The sequence below is a fragment of the Streptomyces sp. NPDC020489 genome, assembly GCF_044386545.1.
Taxonomy (GTDB): domain Bacteria; phylum Actinomycetota; class Actinomycetes; order Streptomycetales; family Streptomycetaceae; genus Streptomyces.
Genome location: NZ_JBIRUZ010000007.1, coordinates 442737 through 456288 on the forward strand (window position 1 = coordinate 442737; position 13552 = coordinate 456288).

13 protein-coding genes are annotated in these 13552 nt (G+C 72.9%); 8 read left to right on the forward strand and 5 right to left on the reverse strand.

Annotated elements, in window-relative coordinates; genetic code table 11:
• Positions 1-7: 7 nt before the first annotated feature.
• The 5 genes from ACH41F_RS21765 to ACH41F_RS21785 form a co-directional block, all read right to left on the reverse strand.
• Positions 8-136 (reverse strand): hypothetical protein, encoded by a 129-nt coding sequence (locus ACH41F_RS21765; protein WP_391233598.1) that lies wholly within the window; start codon positions 134-136, stop codon positions 8-10.
• Positions 137-193: 57 nt separating this feature from the next.
• Positions 194-502 carry a hypothetical protein gene (locus ACH41F_RS21770; protein ID WP_391233599.1) on the reverse strand — a complete coding sequence of 103 codons (309 nt, stop codon included), beginning with the start codon at positions 500-502 and terminating at the stop codon, positions 194-196.
• Between the two features lie 69 nt (positions 503-571).
• A complete protein-coding gene (locus ACH41F_RS21775) occupies positions 572-1228 on the reverse strand; it encodes a DUF308 domain-containing protein (protein ID WP_391233600.1) in 657 nt (218 codons plus the stop codon).
• A 55-nt stretch (positions 1229-1283) separates the two neighbouring features.
• A complete protein-coding gene (locus tag ACH41F_RS21780; RefSeq protein ID WP_398837000.1) occupies positions 1284-1877 on the reverse strand; it encodes an HhH-GPD-type base excision DNA repair protein in 594 nt (197 codons plus the stop codon).
• A gap of 100 nt (positions 1878-1977) precedes the next feature.
• Positions 1978-2682, reverse strand: a complete 705-nt coding sequence (locus ACH41F_RS21785) for an SIP domain-containing protein (protein ID WP_391233602.1) — start codon at positions 2680-2682, stop codon at positions 1978-1980.
• Between the two features lie 78 nt (positions 2683-2760).
• On the opposite strand from ACH41F_RS21785, the gene ACH41F_RS21790 reads away from it, so the two are divergent.
• The 8 genes from ACH41F_RS21790 to ACH41F_RS21825 all read left to right on the forward strand — a co-directional run bounded on the left by ACH41F_RS21790 (position 2761) and on the right by ACH41F_RS21825 (position 12550).
• Positions 2761-4821, forward strand: coding sequence for a penicillin acylase family protein (locus ACH41F_RS21790; protein ID WP_398837002.1), 2061 nt, complete (start codon positions 2761-2763; stop codon positions 4819-4821).
• The gene (locus ACH41F_RS21795; RefSeq protein ID WP_398837003.1) at positions 4814-5401 is read left to right on the forward strand and encodes a GNAT family N-acetyltransferase; all 588 of its coding nucleotides are present in this window, start codon (positions 4814-4816) and stop codon (positions 5399-5401) included. The genes ACH41F_RS21790 and ACH41F_RS21795 overlap by 8 nt, the downstream gene beginning before the upstream one ends.
• Positions 5398-5865: a cupin domain-containing protein gene (locus ACH41F_RS21800; protein WP_391233605.1), complete on the forward strand. Its 468-nt coding sequence runs from the start codon at positions 5398-5400 to the stop codon at positions 5863-5865. Before ACH41F_RS21795 ends, ACH41F_RS21800 begins: the two co-directional genes overlap by 4 nt.
• Positions 5862-6614, forward strand: coding sequence for an SDR family oxidoreductase (locus tag ACH41F_RS21805; protein ID WP_391233606.1), 753 nt, complete (start codon positions 5862-5864; stop codon positions 6612-6614). Before ACH41F_RS21800 ends, ACH41F_RS21805 begins: the two co-directional genes overlap by 4 nt.
• Positions 6615-6719: 105 nt before the next feature.
• Positions 6720-8453, forward strand: a complete 1734-nt coding sequence (locus tag ACH41F_RS21810) for a copper resistance CopC/CopD family protein (RefSeq protein ID WP_398837004.1) — start codon at positions 6720-6722, stop codon at positions 8451-8453.
• Between the two features lie 112 nt (positions 8454-8565).
• The gene (locus tag ACH41F_RS21815) at positions 8566-8772 is read left to right on the forward strand and encodes a DUF4287 domain-containing protein (RefSeq protein ID WP_391233607.1); all 207 of its coding nucleotides are present in this window, start codon (positions 8566-8568) and stop codon (positions 8770-8772) included.
• Between the two features lie 258 nt (positions 8773-9030).
• A complete protein-coding gene (locus ACH41F_RS21820; protein WP_391233608.1) occupies positions 9031-10728 on the forward strand; it encodes a stealth conserved region 3 domain-containing protein in 1698 nt (565 codons plus the stop codon).
• Positions 10729-10762: 34 nt separating this feature from the next.
• Entirely contained in the window at positions 10763-12550 is a 1788-nt protein-coding gene (locus ACH41F_RS21825; RefSeq protein ID WP_398837005.1) for a stealth family protein, read from the forward strand.
• The last annotated feature ends 1002 nt before the right edge of the window (positions 12551-13552 follow it).

Sequence of the window (13552 nt, forward strand, 5' to 3'; positions counted from 1 at the left end):
CCCTCGCTCAGCGCGCCCGCTGTTCCTGCGGGGACGGCTGCGGCTTCTGCTCCTGCCGGGCCTGCGGCCTGGGCGCGTTGCGGGAGGCCTCGGCGCGCACGAGGGCGCGCAGGACGGCGTACGGGTCGACGGGCATGGTGGTGCTCTCCTCGGGTCGCTGCTGACTGGCCTGTGTCCTCGGGGCGAGGGCCGGTCAGCAGCGCAGGACCACCGTGCGCAGGAGGGGCAGGGCGTACGGCGGCCGGGGCGGTACCGGCAGGGGCCGGTCCGCGGGCACACCGGGCGCCGGGGCGGGGCGGGGCGCGGGGCCCAGGGGGGCGACGGGGCGGTGGGCGGCGCGGGCCGGGGGCCGCAGGGCCGTGTCGAGGACGTCGTACTCGACGAGCTCGGCGGAGACGGCCGGGGCGACGGCGGTGGCGGCGTGCGCCCCGGCGTGGCCGCCCGGCACGAGCAGCGCGAGCAGCAGGACGAAGGCGCGGAGCCAGGTTCTGGTGCTGCTCATGATTGCTGCTCTGCCCCAGGGAGTACGAGGTTCATCGCGTCGTCCGTGAGATCCGCCCGCACGGGTTACTCACACCGTGCGGGGCACCTGAGCCGCCCGCCCGCGCATCCGTACCGCGGTGACGATCTCGACGACGCCCACGGCGACCAGCCAGATCCCGCCGACCACGGTGAGGACGGCGACCGACTCGAAGGGGGAGTCGATCAGCACGATCCCGGCGACGAACGTGAGGATCCCGAGCAGGACGTGCCAGCCGCGGGCGGGCATCGCGGGGTCGGAGGCGGCGGCCAGGGTCTGGGTGATCCCGCGGATGAGCCAGCCGATGCCGATCCACAGGGCGAGCAGCAGGATCGACTGCATGGGGCCGCGGAAGCAGAACAGTCCCAGCAGGATCGACAGCGCCCCGCTGAGGAAGGCCAGGACGCGCAGGCCCGTGGTCCGGTGCGTGCCGAAGGCGGAGACCAGCTGGAACACGCCGCTGACGACGAGGTAGACGCCGAAGAGGACGCCGGTGGCCCGGAGCGTGGAGCCCGGCCAGATCAGCACCAGCACGCCCAGGACCAGCGAGGCGACACCGGTGAGCAGGACGACCTGCCAGGCCGCCCGGGACAGCGCGTGCAGGGGGCCCTCGAGGGGCGGCTCGGGCTCATGGGCGCGGTGCCGCGTGTGAACCCCGCGGTCGTCGTACTCCGGCCCCCGGGGGGAGCCGCTCGGTGCTTCGGTCATGGTCCATGCTTGGACCGGGCGCGACCCGCCCGCGCGGTGGGCTGCGCCGATCGGCTTACCCCTTGGCGGCCTTCGCGGCCTTGGCCGCCGCCTTCATCTCCTGCTTGTGCGCCCGCACCTTCGTCAGCGACTGCGGACCGGTGATGTCGGCGACGGACCGGAAGGCGTCGGCCTCGCCGTACGTGCCGGCCGCCTCGCGCCAGCCCTGGGGCCGTACGCCGAGCTGCTTGCCCAGCAGGGCCAGGAAGATCTGGGCCTTCTGCTTGCCGAAGCCGGGCAGCGACTCCAGCCGTGCCAGCAGCTCGCGCCCGTCGTCGACGCCCTTCCAGACGAGCTCGGCGCTGCCGTCGTAGTGCTCCACGAGGTACTGGCACAGCTGCTGGATCCGCTTGGCCATGGAGCCCGGGTAGCGGTGCACCGCGGGCTTCTCCGAGAGCAGCGCCGCGAAGGCCTCGGGGTCCTGCGTGGCGATCTCGTGCGCGTCCAGGTCGTCCCCGCCGAGGCGGTCCGCGATGGTCCGGGGCCCCTTGAACGCCCACTCCATCGGAACCTGCTGATCCAGCAGCATCCCGACCAGCGCGGCGAGCGGGGAGCGCCCGAGCAGCTCGTCGGCCTCGGGGTCCTGGGCGAGGTGCAGGGTGACGTCCATGACCCCGATCATGCCCCGGAGCGCGTCGGAGCTCCACGCGGGGAAGGCCGGCGCGGCGCCCGACCCGGCGGCTCCGGAGGACGCCCGCGCCACGGGACCCTCAGGCCGCCCGCCAGTACCCCAGGGCGTGGGTGCGGTCCTTGGGGACGCCGAGGTCCTTGCGGACGTAGGCGGACAGGGTGCGGGTCGTCGCGGTGTCGCAGGCGATCCAGACGTAGGCGTCCGGGTGGGCCTTCAGGAGGTCGGGGAGGTCTCGTTTGACCTCGTCGACCAGGGCGGTGGAGGCGCGGACCTCGTGGCGGGAGGGGTCGGTGCGGAAGGGGAGGCCGGTGGTGGAGCCCTCGAACCAGATGGTCGCCGGGGACGAGTCCAGCGCGTCCAGCAGGGAGTTGATGGCGGGCAGGGACGCCGGGTCGCCGATCGCGACGACGTGGGTGGGGGCCGGGTCGGGGTGCTCGAAGCCCGTGCCGTGGACGGTGGCCTCGATCGTGTCGCCGGGCCTCGCCGTACGCGCCCAGTCGCTGGCCACGCCCTCGTGCAGGGCGAACTCCAGGCTGAAGGTGCCGGCCGCGGGGTCCGGGTCGACGAGGGTGTACGCCCGCTGGTGCGGCTTGCCCGCGGCGGAGAACCACAGCCGGACCCACATCGTGGGGTGCACGCCGGTCGCCGCCAGCATCCCGCCGTCGGTCAGGTGCAGCCGCCGGTAGGCCGGGGTGACGTCCTCGGCGCCCGTGACGGTGAAGACGTAGTCCTTCGCCCGCAGCAGTCGAAGGACCGCGCCCTCCCAGCCATGCCCCTGCGCCATCGTCTCTTCACCTCTCGCGTACGCTTCCACCACTGATAACTTAGGTGAGCCTAACCTAAAGCACAGGAGAGACCCAGAGTGAGCGCCGAGATCTACCGGGATCAGTGGGGTGTCCCGCATCTGCGCGCCGGCAGCGTGCGCGAACTCGCCCGCGCCCAGGGCCGGGTCACCGCCCGCGACCGGGCCTGGCAACTGGAGGTCGAGCGGCACCGGGCACGCGGCACCTCCGCCGCCGTCCTCGGCGCCGACGCCCTGCCCTGGGACCGCTTCGCACGACGCGCCCGCCTCGACGACACCGCGCGGCGCTGCTTCGCGACCCTGAGCGGACAGGACCCGGAGACCGCCGCGTGGGTGCGGGCGTACGTCGACGGCGTCAACGAGCAGCTCGCCGAGGAGAGCCTGCCGCTCGGCACCCCCGGCCGCTGGGAGCCCTGGACCCCGCTCGGCGTCTGGCTCGCCACCCACGTCCTCTTCGCGGGCTTCCCCGCCAAGCTCTGGCGCGAGCAGGCGATCCGGCACCTCGGCGAGGAGGCCGTCGGGCTCTTCGCCGCCGACGGGCCCGGCACCTCGGGCAGCAACGGCTGGCTGGTGAGCGGCGAGCGGACCGTGACCGGACAGGCGATCATCGCCGGCGACCCGCACCGCTTCATCGAGGACCCCGGCGTCTACCAGCAGATCCACCTGTCCTGCCCGGAGTTCGACGTCGTCGGCCTCGCCGTCCCCGGCATTCCCGGCCTCGCCCACTTCGGCCACACCGGCACCGTGGCCTGGGCCATCACCAACGCCATGGCCGACTACCAGGACCTCTACCAGGAGCGGCTCAGGAGGACCGGCGCGGGCGTCGAGGCCCTCGGCCCGGACGGCAGGTGGCGGCGCGCGTCCCGGCACACCGAGACCGTCGAGGTGGCGGGCGAGGAGCCGGTCGAGGTCGAGGTCATCGAGACCGAGCGCGGCCCGGTGATCGCCGGCGGACCCGAGGGCCTCGACGACGGCACCCCCCTCGCCCTCAGCCTGCGCACCCCGCCCCGCGTCACCGGCGACCTCGGCTTCGGCGCCCTGCTGCCCCTCCTGCGTGCCCGCCGCGTCGCCGACGTGGACCGGGCCTTCGACGCCTGGGCCGAGCCCGTCAACGTCGTCCAGGCCGCCGACACCGAGGGCGGGCTGCTGCACCGGGTCGCGGGCAGGGTGCCGGTGCGCTCCACGGCCAACCGCACCCGGACCGTCCCCGCCTGGGAACCCGGGCACGCGTGGACGGGCTGGCACGCCATGCCCCGCGCCGGACTCACCGACGGGGTCGCGGTGATGGCCAACCAGCGCGGCCCGGCCGCCCCGCTCGGCGTGGAGTTCGCCCCGCCGCACCGCGCGCACCGCATCGCGCGGCTGCTCGCGGAGAAGGAGCGGTGGACGGCGGACGACATGCCCGCGATCCACATGGACACCCATCTCGCGTCCGCCGCACCCCTGTTGGACCACCTCGCCGCGCTCCCGGACCTGTCCCCCGCGGCCACCGAGATCCGCGACACGCTGCTGGCCTGGGACCGCCGCATGGACGCGGACAGCACCGGCGCCGCCCTCTACTCGGCGGTGCGCGGCGCGGTCGTACGCCGGCTCGCCGCCCACCCCGCGTTCGCCGCGCTGACCTCCCCGCCCGCCTACCCCGAGGTCCTGCTGCCCTGGCTCGCCCTGGTCCCGAGGATCGGCTACGCCCTCGAACACCTCCTGCGCGCCGATGACTTGTACGGGATCGACCGCCCCGCCGAGATCCGCGCGGCCGTCGAGGAGGTGGCCGCCGGGAAGGCCCCGGGGACCTGGGGCGAGACCCACCGCCTGTTCGCCTGGCGGGCGTTGCCGGACCCGGCGGACGAGGAGCACACCGCACCCGCTCTGTCCGGCGACCACGACTGCGTGCTGTGCACCTCGGCCGTCCCCGGCCTGACCGACCGGGCCGCGCGCGGGCCCGCCGCCCGGTACGTGTGGGACCTGGCCCGGCGCGAGGACAGCCGCTGGGTGGTCCCGCTGGGCGCCTCCGGGGTGCCCGGCTCACCCCATCACCGTGACCAACTGCCCTTGTGGCTGGTGGGCGACCTCGTCCCGGTCGTCACCGACTTCGAACAGCTCAGCAAGGAGAGCGATGTCTGAGACCTACGTCCACGAGCAGAAGGTCGACGGTTTCGGCACCGTCCGGGTCCGCGTCCTCGACGCGCGGGCCGACGCCGAGGTGCTGCACGGCTGGGTGAGCGAGGAACGCGCCGCGTTCTGGGGCATGAACGGCCTCACCCGCGACCAAGTGGCGGAGATCTACGCCCACATGGACACCCTCGACACCCACCACGCCTTCGTGCTGGAGAAGGACGGCGAACCGGTCGGGCTGCTCCAGACCTACGAACCGGAGGCCGACCGGGTCAGCGAGTGCTACCCCGTCGAACCCGGGGACATCGGCGTCCATCTGCTGCTCGCGCCCGCCGGGGCCGACGGCGGGCACAGCGGCTGGTCCTCGGCGCTCCTCGGCGCCGTCGCGACGTTCGTCCTCAAGGACCGCCGACGGGTCGTGGTCGACCCCGACGTCCGCAACGGCAAGGCCATCGCCCGCTTCCTGCGGCAGGGGTTCGTGCCCGGCGAGCGGGTCGTGCTGCCGGAGATCGACCTCCCGGGCGTGTACCTGCCCGAGAAGCACGCCCAACTCGCGTTCCTGACACGGGAGGTAGCCTTCTCCGGGTGACCCCGGAAGACCTCGTCGCCCACTACGGACTGGAACCGATCCCGCGCGAGGGGGGCCTGTTCCGCCGGACCTGGGCGGGCCCCGAGCGCGCGGACGGCCGTCCCGAGGGCTCGGCCATCGTCGCCCTGCTCACCTCCGACGACTTCTCCGCCCTGCACCGCCTGCCCAGCGACGAGATCTGGCACTTCTACCTCGGCGACCCCCTGGACCTGCTGCTCCTCGCCCCGGACGGCACCTCCTCGACCCCCGTCCTCGGACCCGACGTCCGCGCCGGGCAGCACCTCCAGCTGACCGTGCCCGGCGGCACCTGGATGGGGGCGCGCTCCCGGGGCGCCTGGACCTTCTTCGGCTGCACGATGGCCCCCGGGTTCACCTACGAGGGCTATGAGCACGGGGAGTTCGAGGCGCTGGCGGCGCGCTATCCCGCGCAGAGCGACCGGATCGCGGCACTGTGCCGCCCATGAGACTCCTCGAAGGTCAGGTCGCCCTCGTCACGGGCGCGGGCGGCGGCATCGGTCGGGGCATCGCGCTGCGGTTCGCCGAGCAGGGGGCCGCGGCGGTCGCCGTGCACTGCCGTACGGCGGAGGCGGCGGCCGAGGACGTGGCGGCCCGGGTCCGGGAGGCGGGCGCCCGGTCCGTCGTCCTGCGGGCCGACCTCGCGGACGCGGACGCCTGCCGGGAGCTGGTGCGGGAGGCGTCCGCGTGGGGCGGCGGGCTGACCGCGCTGGTCAACAACGCCGGGGTGCAGCCGGTGCGGGCGCTGCCCGGGATGACGGCCGGCGAGTGGCGGGACGTCGTCGACACCAACCTGACGAGCGTGTTCGCCTGCACGCAGGCCGCGGCCGAGGTGATGGAGGGCGGGTCCGTCACCCACATCGCCTCGATCGAGGCGCACGCCCCGGCCACCGGCCACGCCCACTACGCCGCGTCCAAGGCGGCCGTGGTGATGCACGCCCGCGCGGCGGCCCTCGAGTACGGCCCGCGCGGTGTGCGCGTCAACAGCGTCTCGCCCGGCCTGATCGACCGGGACGGCCTCGCCGGGGAATGGCCCGACGGGGTCGGCCGGTGGCTCGACAAGGCGCCCCTGGGCCGGCTGGGACGGCCCGAGGACGTGGCCGACGCCTGTGTGTTCCTCGCCTCGCCGCTCGCCTCCTTCGTCACCGGGCAGGACCTGGTGGTGGACGGCGGGATGTCGGCGCGGCCCACCTGGTGAGTGTTCCGGCGCCCGGGTCCGTACCTCTGGCGGAGGCGAGTCCAGGGCTGGGGAACTGACATGGGGCGTGACGGTGGACGACGACGGCGTGGAGTTCAGAGCCTGGTGCTGCTCGGCACCGTGCTGGTCCTGCTCCTCTTCCAGGGCGCCGGACCGGCGTCCGCCCATGCCGCCCTGCGCTCCAGCGACCCCCGCGACGGAGTCGTCCTCGCCTCCGCGCCCCGCCACATCACCCTCACCTTCACGGAGTCCGTCGGACTGCTCGACGACTCCTTCCGCGTGCTGAGCCCGAGGAACGAGCGGGTGCGCACGGGCGAGGCCGACCACGTGCCCGGCCGCTCCGACAGCGTCCGGGTCGCGCTGCCCGCCGCCGGGCTCGGCGAGGGCACCTTCACGGTGGCCTGGCGGGTCGTCTCGGCGGACAGCCACCCGGTGTCGGGGGCGTTCACCTTCTCCGTCGGCGAGCCCTCGGCGACGGCGGTGACCGTCGACCCGGGGCCGGTGGAGAACCCGGCGACAACCGGCCTCTACACCATCGCCCGCTACCTGGCCTATCTCGCGGTGGCGCTGCTCGTCGGCACCGCGGTCTTCCTCGCGCTGTGCCGCCCGGCGGACCCGAACGTGCTGCCCCGGCTGCTGCGGGTGGGCTGGTGGACCCTGCTCGGCGCCACGGTCTCGCTGTTCGTGCTCCGGGCGCCCTTCGAGGCCGGCACGGGCCCCGCGACGGCCTTCGGCGCCGCCGCCCTCGAACGGACGGCGACCAGCCGCCCCGGCCTGGTCCTGCTGGCCCGCCTCGCCCTCCTCGCGCTCACCGCGGTCTTCCTGCTCCGGCTGTTCCGCCGCCGCAGGTCCTCCTACGCGATCGGCGCCGCCCTCGCCCTCGGCCTCGCCCTGACCTGGGCGGCCGGGGAGCACGCCTCCGCCGGCATCCAGGTGCCGGTGGCGATGGCCTCCTCGGTGCTGCACGTGCTGGCGATGGCGGCCTGGCTGGGCGGACTCACGGCCCTGGTCGTCACCCTGTCCCGTGCGGCGGTCCTGGAGCCGGCCACTGTCACGCGCTTCTCCCGGCTGGCCTTCACCTGCGTGAGCGTCCTCGTCCTCACCGGCGTCTACCAGTCCTGGCGCGGCCTCGGCTCCTGGTCCGCGCTCACCGACACGACGTACGGCAGGCTCCTGGTGGCCAAGCTGACGGCGGTGGTCGTGCTGCTGACGGCGGCCGGGTTCTCCCGCCTGTGGACGGTACGGCTGGCGACGGCGGGGACGCGGACCGCGGTCCCGCGACGGGTACCGGAGCCGGTCGGCGGCCCCGCGCTGCCCGACGGCCCGCAGGACGGCCCGCCGGAGGAGCCGCCGGTCGTCGCGGACCGGCGGGGGCTGCGCAGGTCCGTGCTCGCCGAGGTCACCGTCGGGGTGGTGGTGCTGGTGCTGACGACCGTGCTCACCGGGACCGTGCCCGGCCGCGCGGAGGCGGAGGCCGCGCAGAGCCCCGCGGCCGCCGGTCTGCCGGTCGCCTCCGTCAGCCACGTGCCGTTCGAGGTCGGCGGCGCGCGCGGCCAGGTGCAGATCACCCTCGACCCCGCGCGGGTCGGCCAGAACTCCGTGGAGGCCGTGGTCCTCGACGCCGAGGGCGGCTTCGCCATCGTGCCCGAACTCCGGCTGTCCTTCTCCCTCCCCGCCCAGGACATCGGCCCCCTCGACGCCCGGCTCACCGACCGGGGCGGCTACTGGGGCACCAACGACCTCGACCTCCCCCTCGCCGGCACCTGGGAGATGAAGGTGACGATCCGGGTCTCGGAGATCGACCAGGTCAGCGAGACGAAAACGGTGCGGATCGGCTGACCGGTCCTTCGACCCGCCGGTGCCGGTCGAACCCGCTCTCGCGACCGATGAGTTCCGGCCCCTCGGGCGGTCCACCCTCCGACACCCGCCGAACCGAGAGGACACGATCGCCATGACCGCACCCGTGAAGGGCCCCGCCAGCTACTTCCCCTCCATCGAGAAGAAGTACGGCCGCCCGATCGCGCAGTGGCAGGACCTGATCCGCGCCTCGCCCCTGACCCGGCACATGGAACTCGTCGCCTGGCTGAAGGCCGAGCACGGTCTGGGGCACGGCCACGCGAACGCGCTCGTGGCGCACACCCTGGCGGAGGGCAGGTGAGCTGACGGCGGCCGGTGAGTGCCGGGTGCGGAAGTACCCGGTACAGATCCGCCGGCGAGCGACGCGGGCCGTCCCGCGGTCACCGCTCGCCTCCTGCGTCACTGACGTGGCCTTATAGCACATGTGACGGTGAGTAACCTGAACTGGAATCGCTTCGTCCGTAAAATCCCGGGGAACTCTTCTACAACCTTCGCTTCTGCATGCCAGTCTGCTTAACGCAGAGATGTTCGACAGAGTGATGGAAGAGGAGCCCAGAACGTGACCGTGCGTTCCTTTGCCCGGCGGATAGGGCCGCGAGTCGAGCGGAAGGCCGCCGAGAGCGTGTGGCAGCTGCGTACCATGCGGCGCCGCCGTCGGGCCGCGGTCACGGACCCGGTGCTCCGCCCGGTCGCGGTCCGCGGCCAGCGCCTCTACGGCCGGGTCGTGACCCGGTTCAGCGCCGCCGAGGCCGCCGCCGGCAACCTCGGCCTGGTCGTCGCCGCCCTGGAGCAGGAGGGCATCCCGTACTTCCTGGTGCCGACCGCGCGGACCCGGTACACGGTCGGCGTGAACTCCGTGCACCGCGAGCGACTCATCGCCGCGCTCGAGGCCCGCAACGAGGGCAAGGCGGTCTTCATCGGCCGGCCGCTGCCCGGCGGGAAGCTCAAGCACCCCGCGCTGTTCATGGACGGCGTGCTGCCGGCCGGCCTGCGCACGGCACCGGTCCTGCGGATCGGGGAGAACCACCTCGGCCCCGCGGGCCAGCTGCTCGCCGGCCCCGAACTCGCCTGCGACGTGGAGTTCTGGGAGGACGGGGCCCAGCTCCTCGCCTCCGAGGACGGACCCCGGCGCCTGGCCAAGGTGCAGCCCCAGGCCTCCGAGGACATCTTCGCCGACTCCCTCGTCGCCCCCCGGAACAACGGTGTCACCGACGTCCTGCCGGCCTCCGAGCAGCGACCCGCCACCGTACGGGTCGGCGAGCGGGAACTGCCGAGCTTCGTCCCGCTGACCCTGCCGACCGTCGACGACGTGACCTTCCCCGTCGACGTCGTCTACACCTGGGTCGACGGCGAGGAGCCCGCGATGCGGGCCAAGCGCGCCCGCTACCAGGAGCGCGGCACCGCCGAGATCCTGGACAAGGAGATCAACGCCTCCCGCTACACCAGCCACGACGAACTGAAGTACTCGCTGCGCTCACTGGCGATGTACGCGGACTTCGTGCGCCACATCTACATCGTGACGGACGGCCAGAAGCCGCACTGGCTCGACGACAGCGCCCCCGGGATCACGGTCGTCGACCACCGCGACATCTTCCCGGCGGACGTGCTGCCCGTCTTCAACTCGCACGCGATCGAGACCCGCCTGCACCACATCCCCGGTCTGTCGGACCACTACCTGTACTTCAACGACGACGTGTTCGTCGGCCGCCGGGTCACCCCCGAGCACTTCTTCCACGGCAGCGGTCTGATGCGCATCCCGGTCTCCCCGCTCAAGATCGGCGTGGGCAAGCCGCACGCCGAGGAGACGGCGACCAACTCCGCCAGCAAGAACGTCCGGGCGCTGCTGCTGGAGCGGTTCGGCCGGATGACCACGCACAACTTCATGCACACCCCCCTGCCCCAGCAGCGCCGGACGCTCCAGACCCTGGAGGAGCTCTTCCCGGAGGACATCCGCCGCACCACGGCGTCCCGCTTCCGCGCCCCCCAGGACATCGCCCTGACGGCCCCGCTGCTCTACCAGTACGCCCTGATGACCGGCAACGGCCTGCCGGGCAGGTACAGCTTCCGGTACGTCAACATCAGCCGCCCGGACGCCGACCAGCGCCTGGCCGACCTGCGCCGCAACCGCCGCTTCGACTTCTTCTGCCTCAACGACGTCGACGTACCGCCCGAGGAGCGCGAACAGGTGAGCGTCCGGATGCACGAGTTCCTGGAGGACTACTTCCCGTTCGCCAGCCCGTACGAGAAGCAGGACTGACGGGCCGGGGGGAAAGACGATGGGGGGAAGGGACATGGGTCTTCGCTTCGGACTGCCGGGGGGCGTCCGAGCGGCGCGGAGACGCCTGCTGAGCCTGCGCGCCTGGCTGACCGCCCGGCTGTGGGCCCTGTACGCGGCCGGGCCCCGCCGACGCCTGCGGGCCGCGGTACCGGGCCTGCACCGGGTCAGCTTCGGACCGACGCGTCTGTACGGCCGTACGGTCGCCGGATACACCGCCGCGGACGCGGTGGCGGCCGACCTGGAGCGGGTGTGCGCCCTGCTGGACGGGATCGGCGTCCCGTACTTCCTGGTCCCCGCCGACCCCGGACAGGGCACGACCCGGCAGGTCCTCGGCGTCCCCGAGAGCCACCGCGAGGCGCTCCTGGCGCAGGCCCGCCGCCGTTTCGCCGGGACCGTCGGATACGTCGGCGCGGTCGGACCGGACGGCACGGTGACGAGCGCGGCACTGTGGGCGGACGGCAAGCTGCCGCGGGCCCTGCGCCGGGCCACCGTCCTGCGCACCGGCGTCGTACGCCTGGGCCCCGAGCGACAGGTGCTCACCGGCCTGGAGACGGGCTGCGACATCGAGTTCTGGCGCCACGGCCGGGACCTCGGCAAGGACCCCGCCTGGCTCACCGTCCCCGGCGACCGCCTGCCGGACGTCTTCGGCCCGGCCCTGGTCGCCCCGCGCCGCAACCCGGTCTCGGAGGTGCTCCCGGTCACCGCGCAGCGCCCGGCCACGGTGCCCGGCCGCCACCGCGCCGTGCCCACCTTCGCCGCGTTCGCCGAGCCGGGCATCGACGAGGTCCGCTTCCCCGTCGACGCCGTCTACACCTGGGTCGACGGCGACGACCCGGCGATGGCCGCCAAACGCCTCGCCCACCAGGCCCACCACACCGGCGCCATCGCCGCGCGCGAGACCGGCGCCTCCCGCTACACCAGCCACGACGAGCTCAGATACGCCCTGCGCTCACTGGAGATGTACGCCGGTTTCATCCGCCACGTCTACCTGGTGACGGACTCCCAGATCCCGTCCTGGCTGGACCCGGCGGCGGAGGGCCTGACGGTGATCGACCACCGCGACATCCTCCCCGAGGCCGCCCTCCCCGTCTTCAACTCCCACGCCATCGAGAGCCGCCTGCACCACATCCCCGGCCTCTCGGAGCACTACCTCTACTTCAACGACGACGTCTTCATCAACCGCCCGGTACGCGCCGAGCACTTCTTCCACGGCAACGGCATAGCCCGCATCCCCCTGTCCCCCCTGAAGCTGGGAGTGGGCGCCCCGCACCCCCTGGAGCCGGCCCCCAACTCCGCCGGGAAGAACGCCCGCGAGGTCATCAGCCACTTCCACGGCCGCCAGATCGCCCACAAGTCCCTGCACACCCCGCACCCCCAACTCCTCGCGGTCATGCGGGAGATGGAGGACCTGTCGATCGAGCAGCTGGAGCGCACGGCGTACTCCCGCTTCCGCTCCACGACCGACGTGGCCCCGGCGTCCACCCTGCACCACCACTGGGCGATGGCCACCGGCAGAGCCGTCCCGGCGGAGTACCGCTTCCGCTACGTCCAGCTCGGCACCCCCGACATGCACCGCCGCCTCGCCCGCCTCGCCGCCGGCGACGACGTCGACTTCTTCTGCCTCAACGACGTCGACACCCCCCCGCACACCCGAGAGGCGGCCCGGACCGCGATAGCGGCCTTCCTGCACCGCAAATACCCCTTCCCCAGCCGCTTCGAGACGACCACACCCGAACCGGACGACCACGCCCCGACCCCGGCGCTCACGTATGCGGGGCGACGGGGGGACGGGGGCCGGTGAACCGGGGGCCGGCCGCCGGGTGCGGCCGGCTGACGCGCGCGTACGCGCGGCACGCGACGCTGCACGGCCGCGCGTGCCGGGCCGCCCTCGTCGACGGGCGGTAGCCGGAAACCGCAACCACACACGACGAAGGGCCCCACCGCGAACGGTGGGGCCCTTCGACATCGTGCCCGGTGAGGCACTGGCGGAGGATACGAGATTCGAACTCGTGAGGGGTTGCCCCCAACACGCTTTCCAACTGTGGTGGTGGGGCGGCGGGTTGTGTGCCGGGGCGTTCACCTGGGTTCGTCCAAGGTTGATCGCCAACGTGAGTCGGCCTCGTGGTCTCCGTTGAACGACCGTGAACGTAGGTGAATGAGACGGAAACTGAGACGGCTCCTGGCAGGCGACGCCCTCCCCTGCGTGCTCACAGACGCGTCATGATCAGCTACATGAGGGCGTAGCTTGTTGCGCCACTTCGGCACCGAGCTAGGTGTGGTCAGACCGAAGGATCAACGAAAGCGCGGGATGGACCGGCGGCGAGTGCATACAGTCGTACCGTGAGTAAAAGGACTGAGGATCAGGTAGCTGATGGCTTGAAGCAGATAGCCGCCGCCACGGCTGGAACAGCAGTCGGTGCCATGATCGGTGGATCTGAGGGGGCACTGTTCGGAGCGGCCGTTGGCCCTGCCTTGGCAACGAGCTATGACATGGTCGCGGATCGGATCGCAGCACACCGTGCCAGTCGACGTTCTGAGTTGGTTCGCGAAGTGACACGCGTGCTGCGGATCGATCCGGAAGAACTACAGGACCGACTTCTCTCTGATGAGCGGTTGCTCGAGTTCGCCGGGAGGGTTGTCAGTGCCGCGCAGGACATCTCACTCAGCCAGAAGCGACGGGCGCTTGCTCGTGCCCTAGCCGCAGCGGTGGCAGACCCAGCGCCAGCACGCCTCGACATATGGGAACTACTACAAACAGCCATTAAAGAGATTGATCCCCCGCATATCAGGCTCATGCACGTCA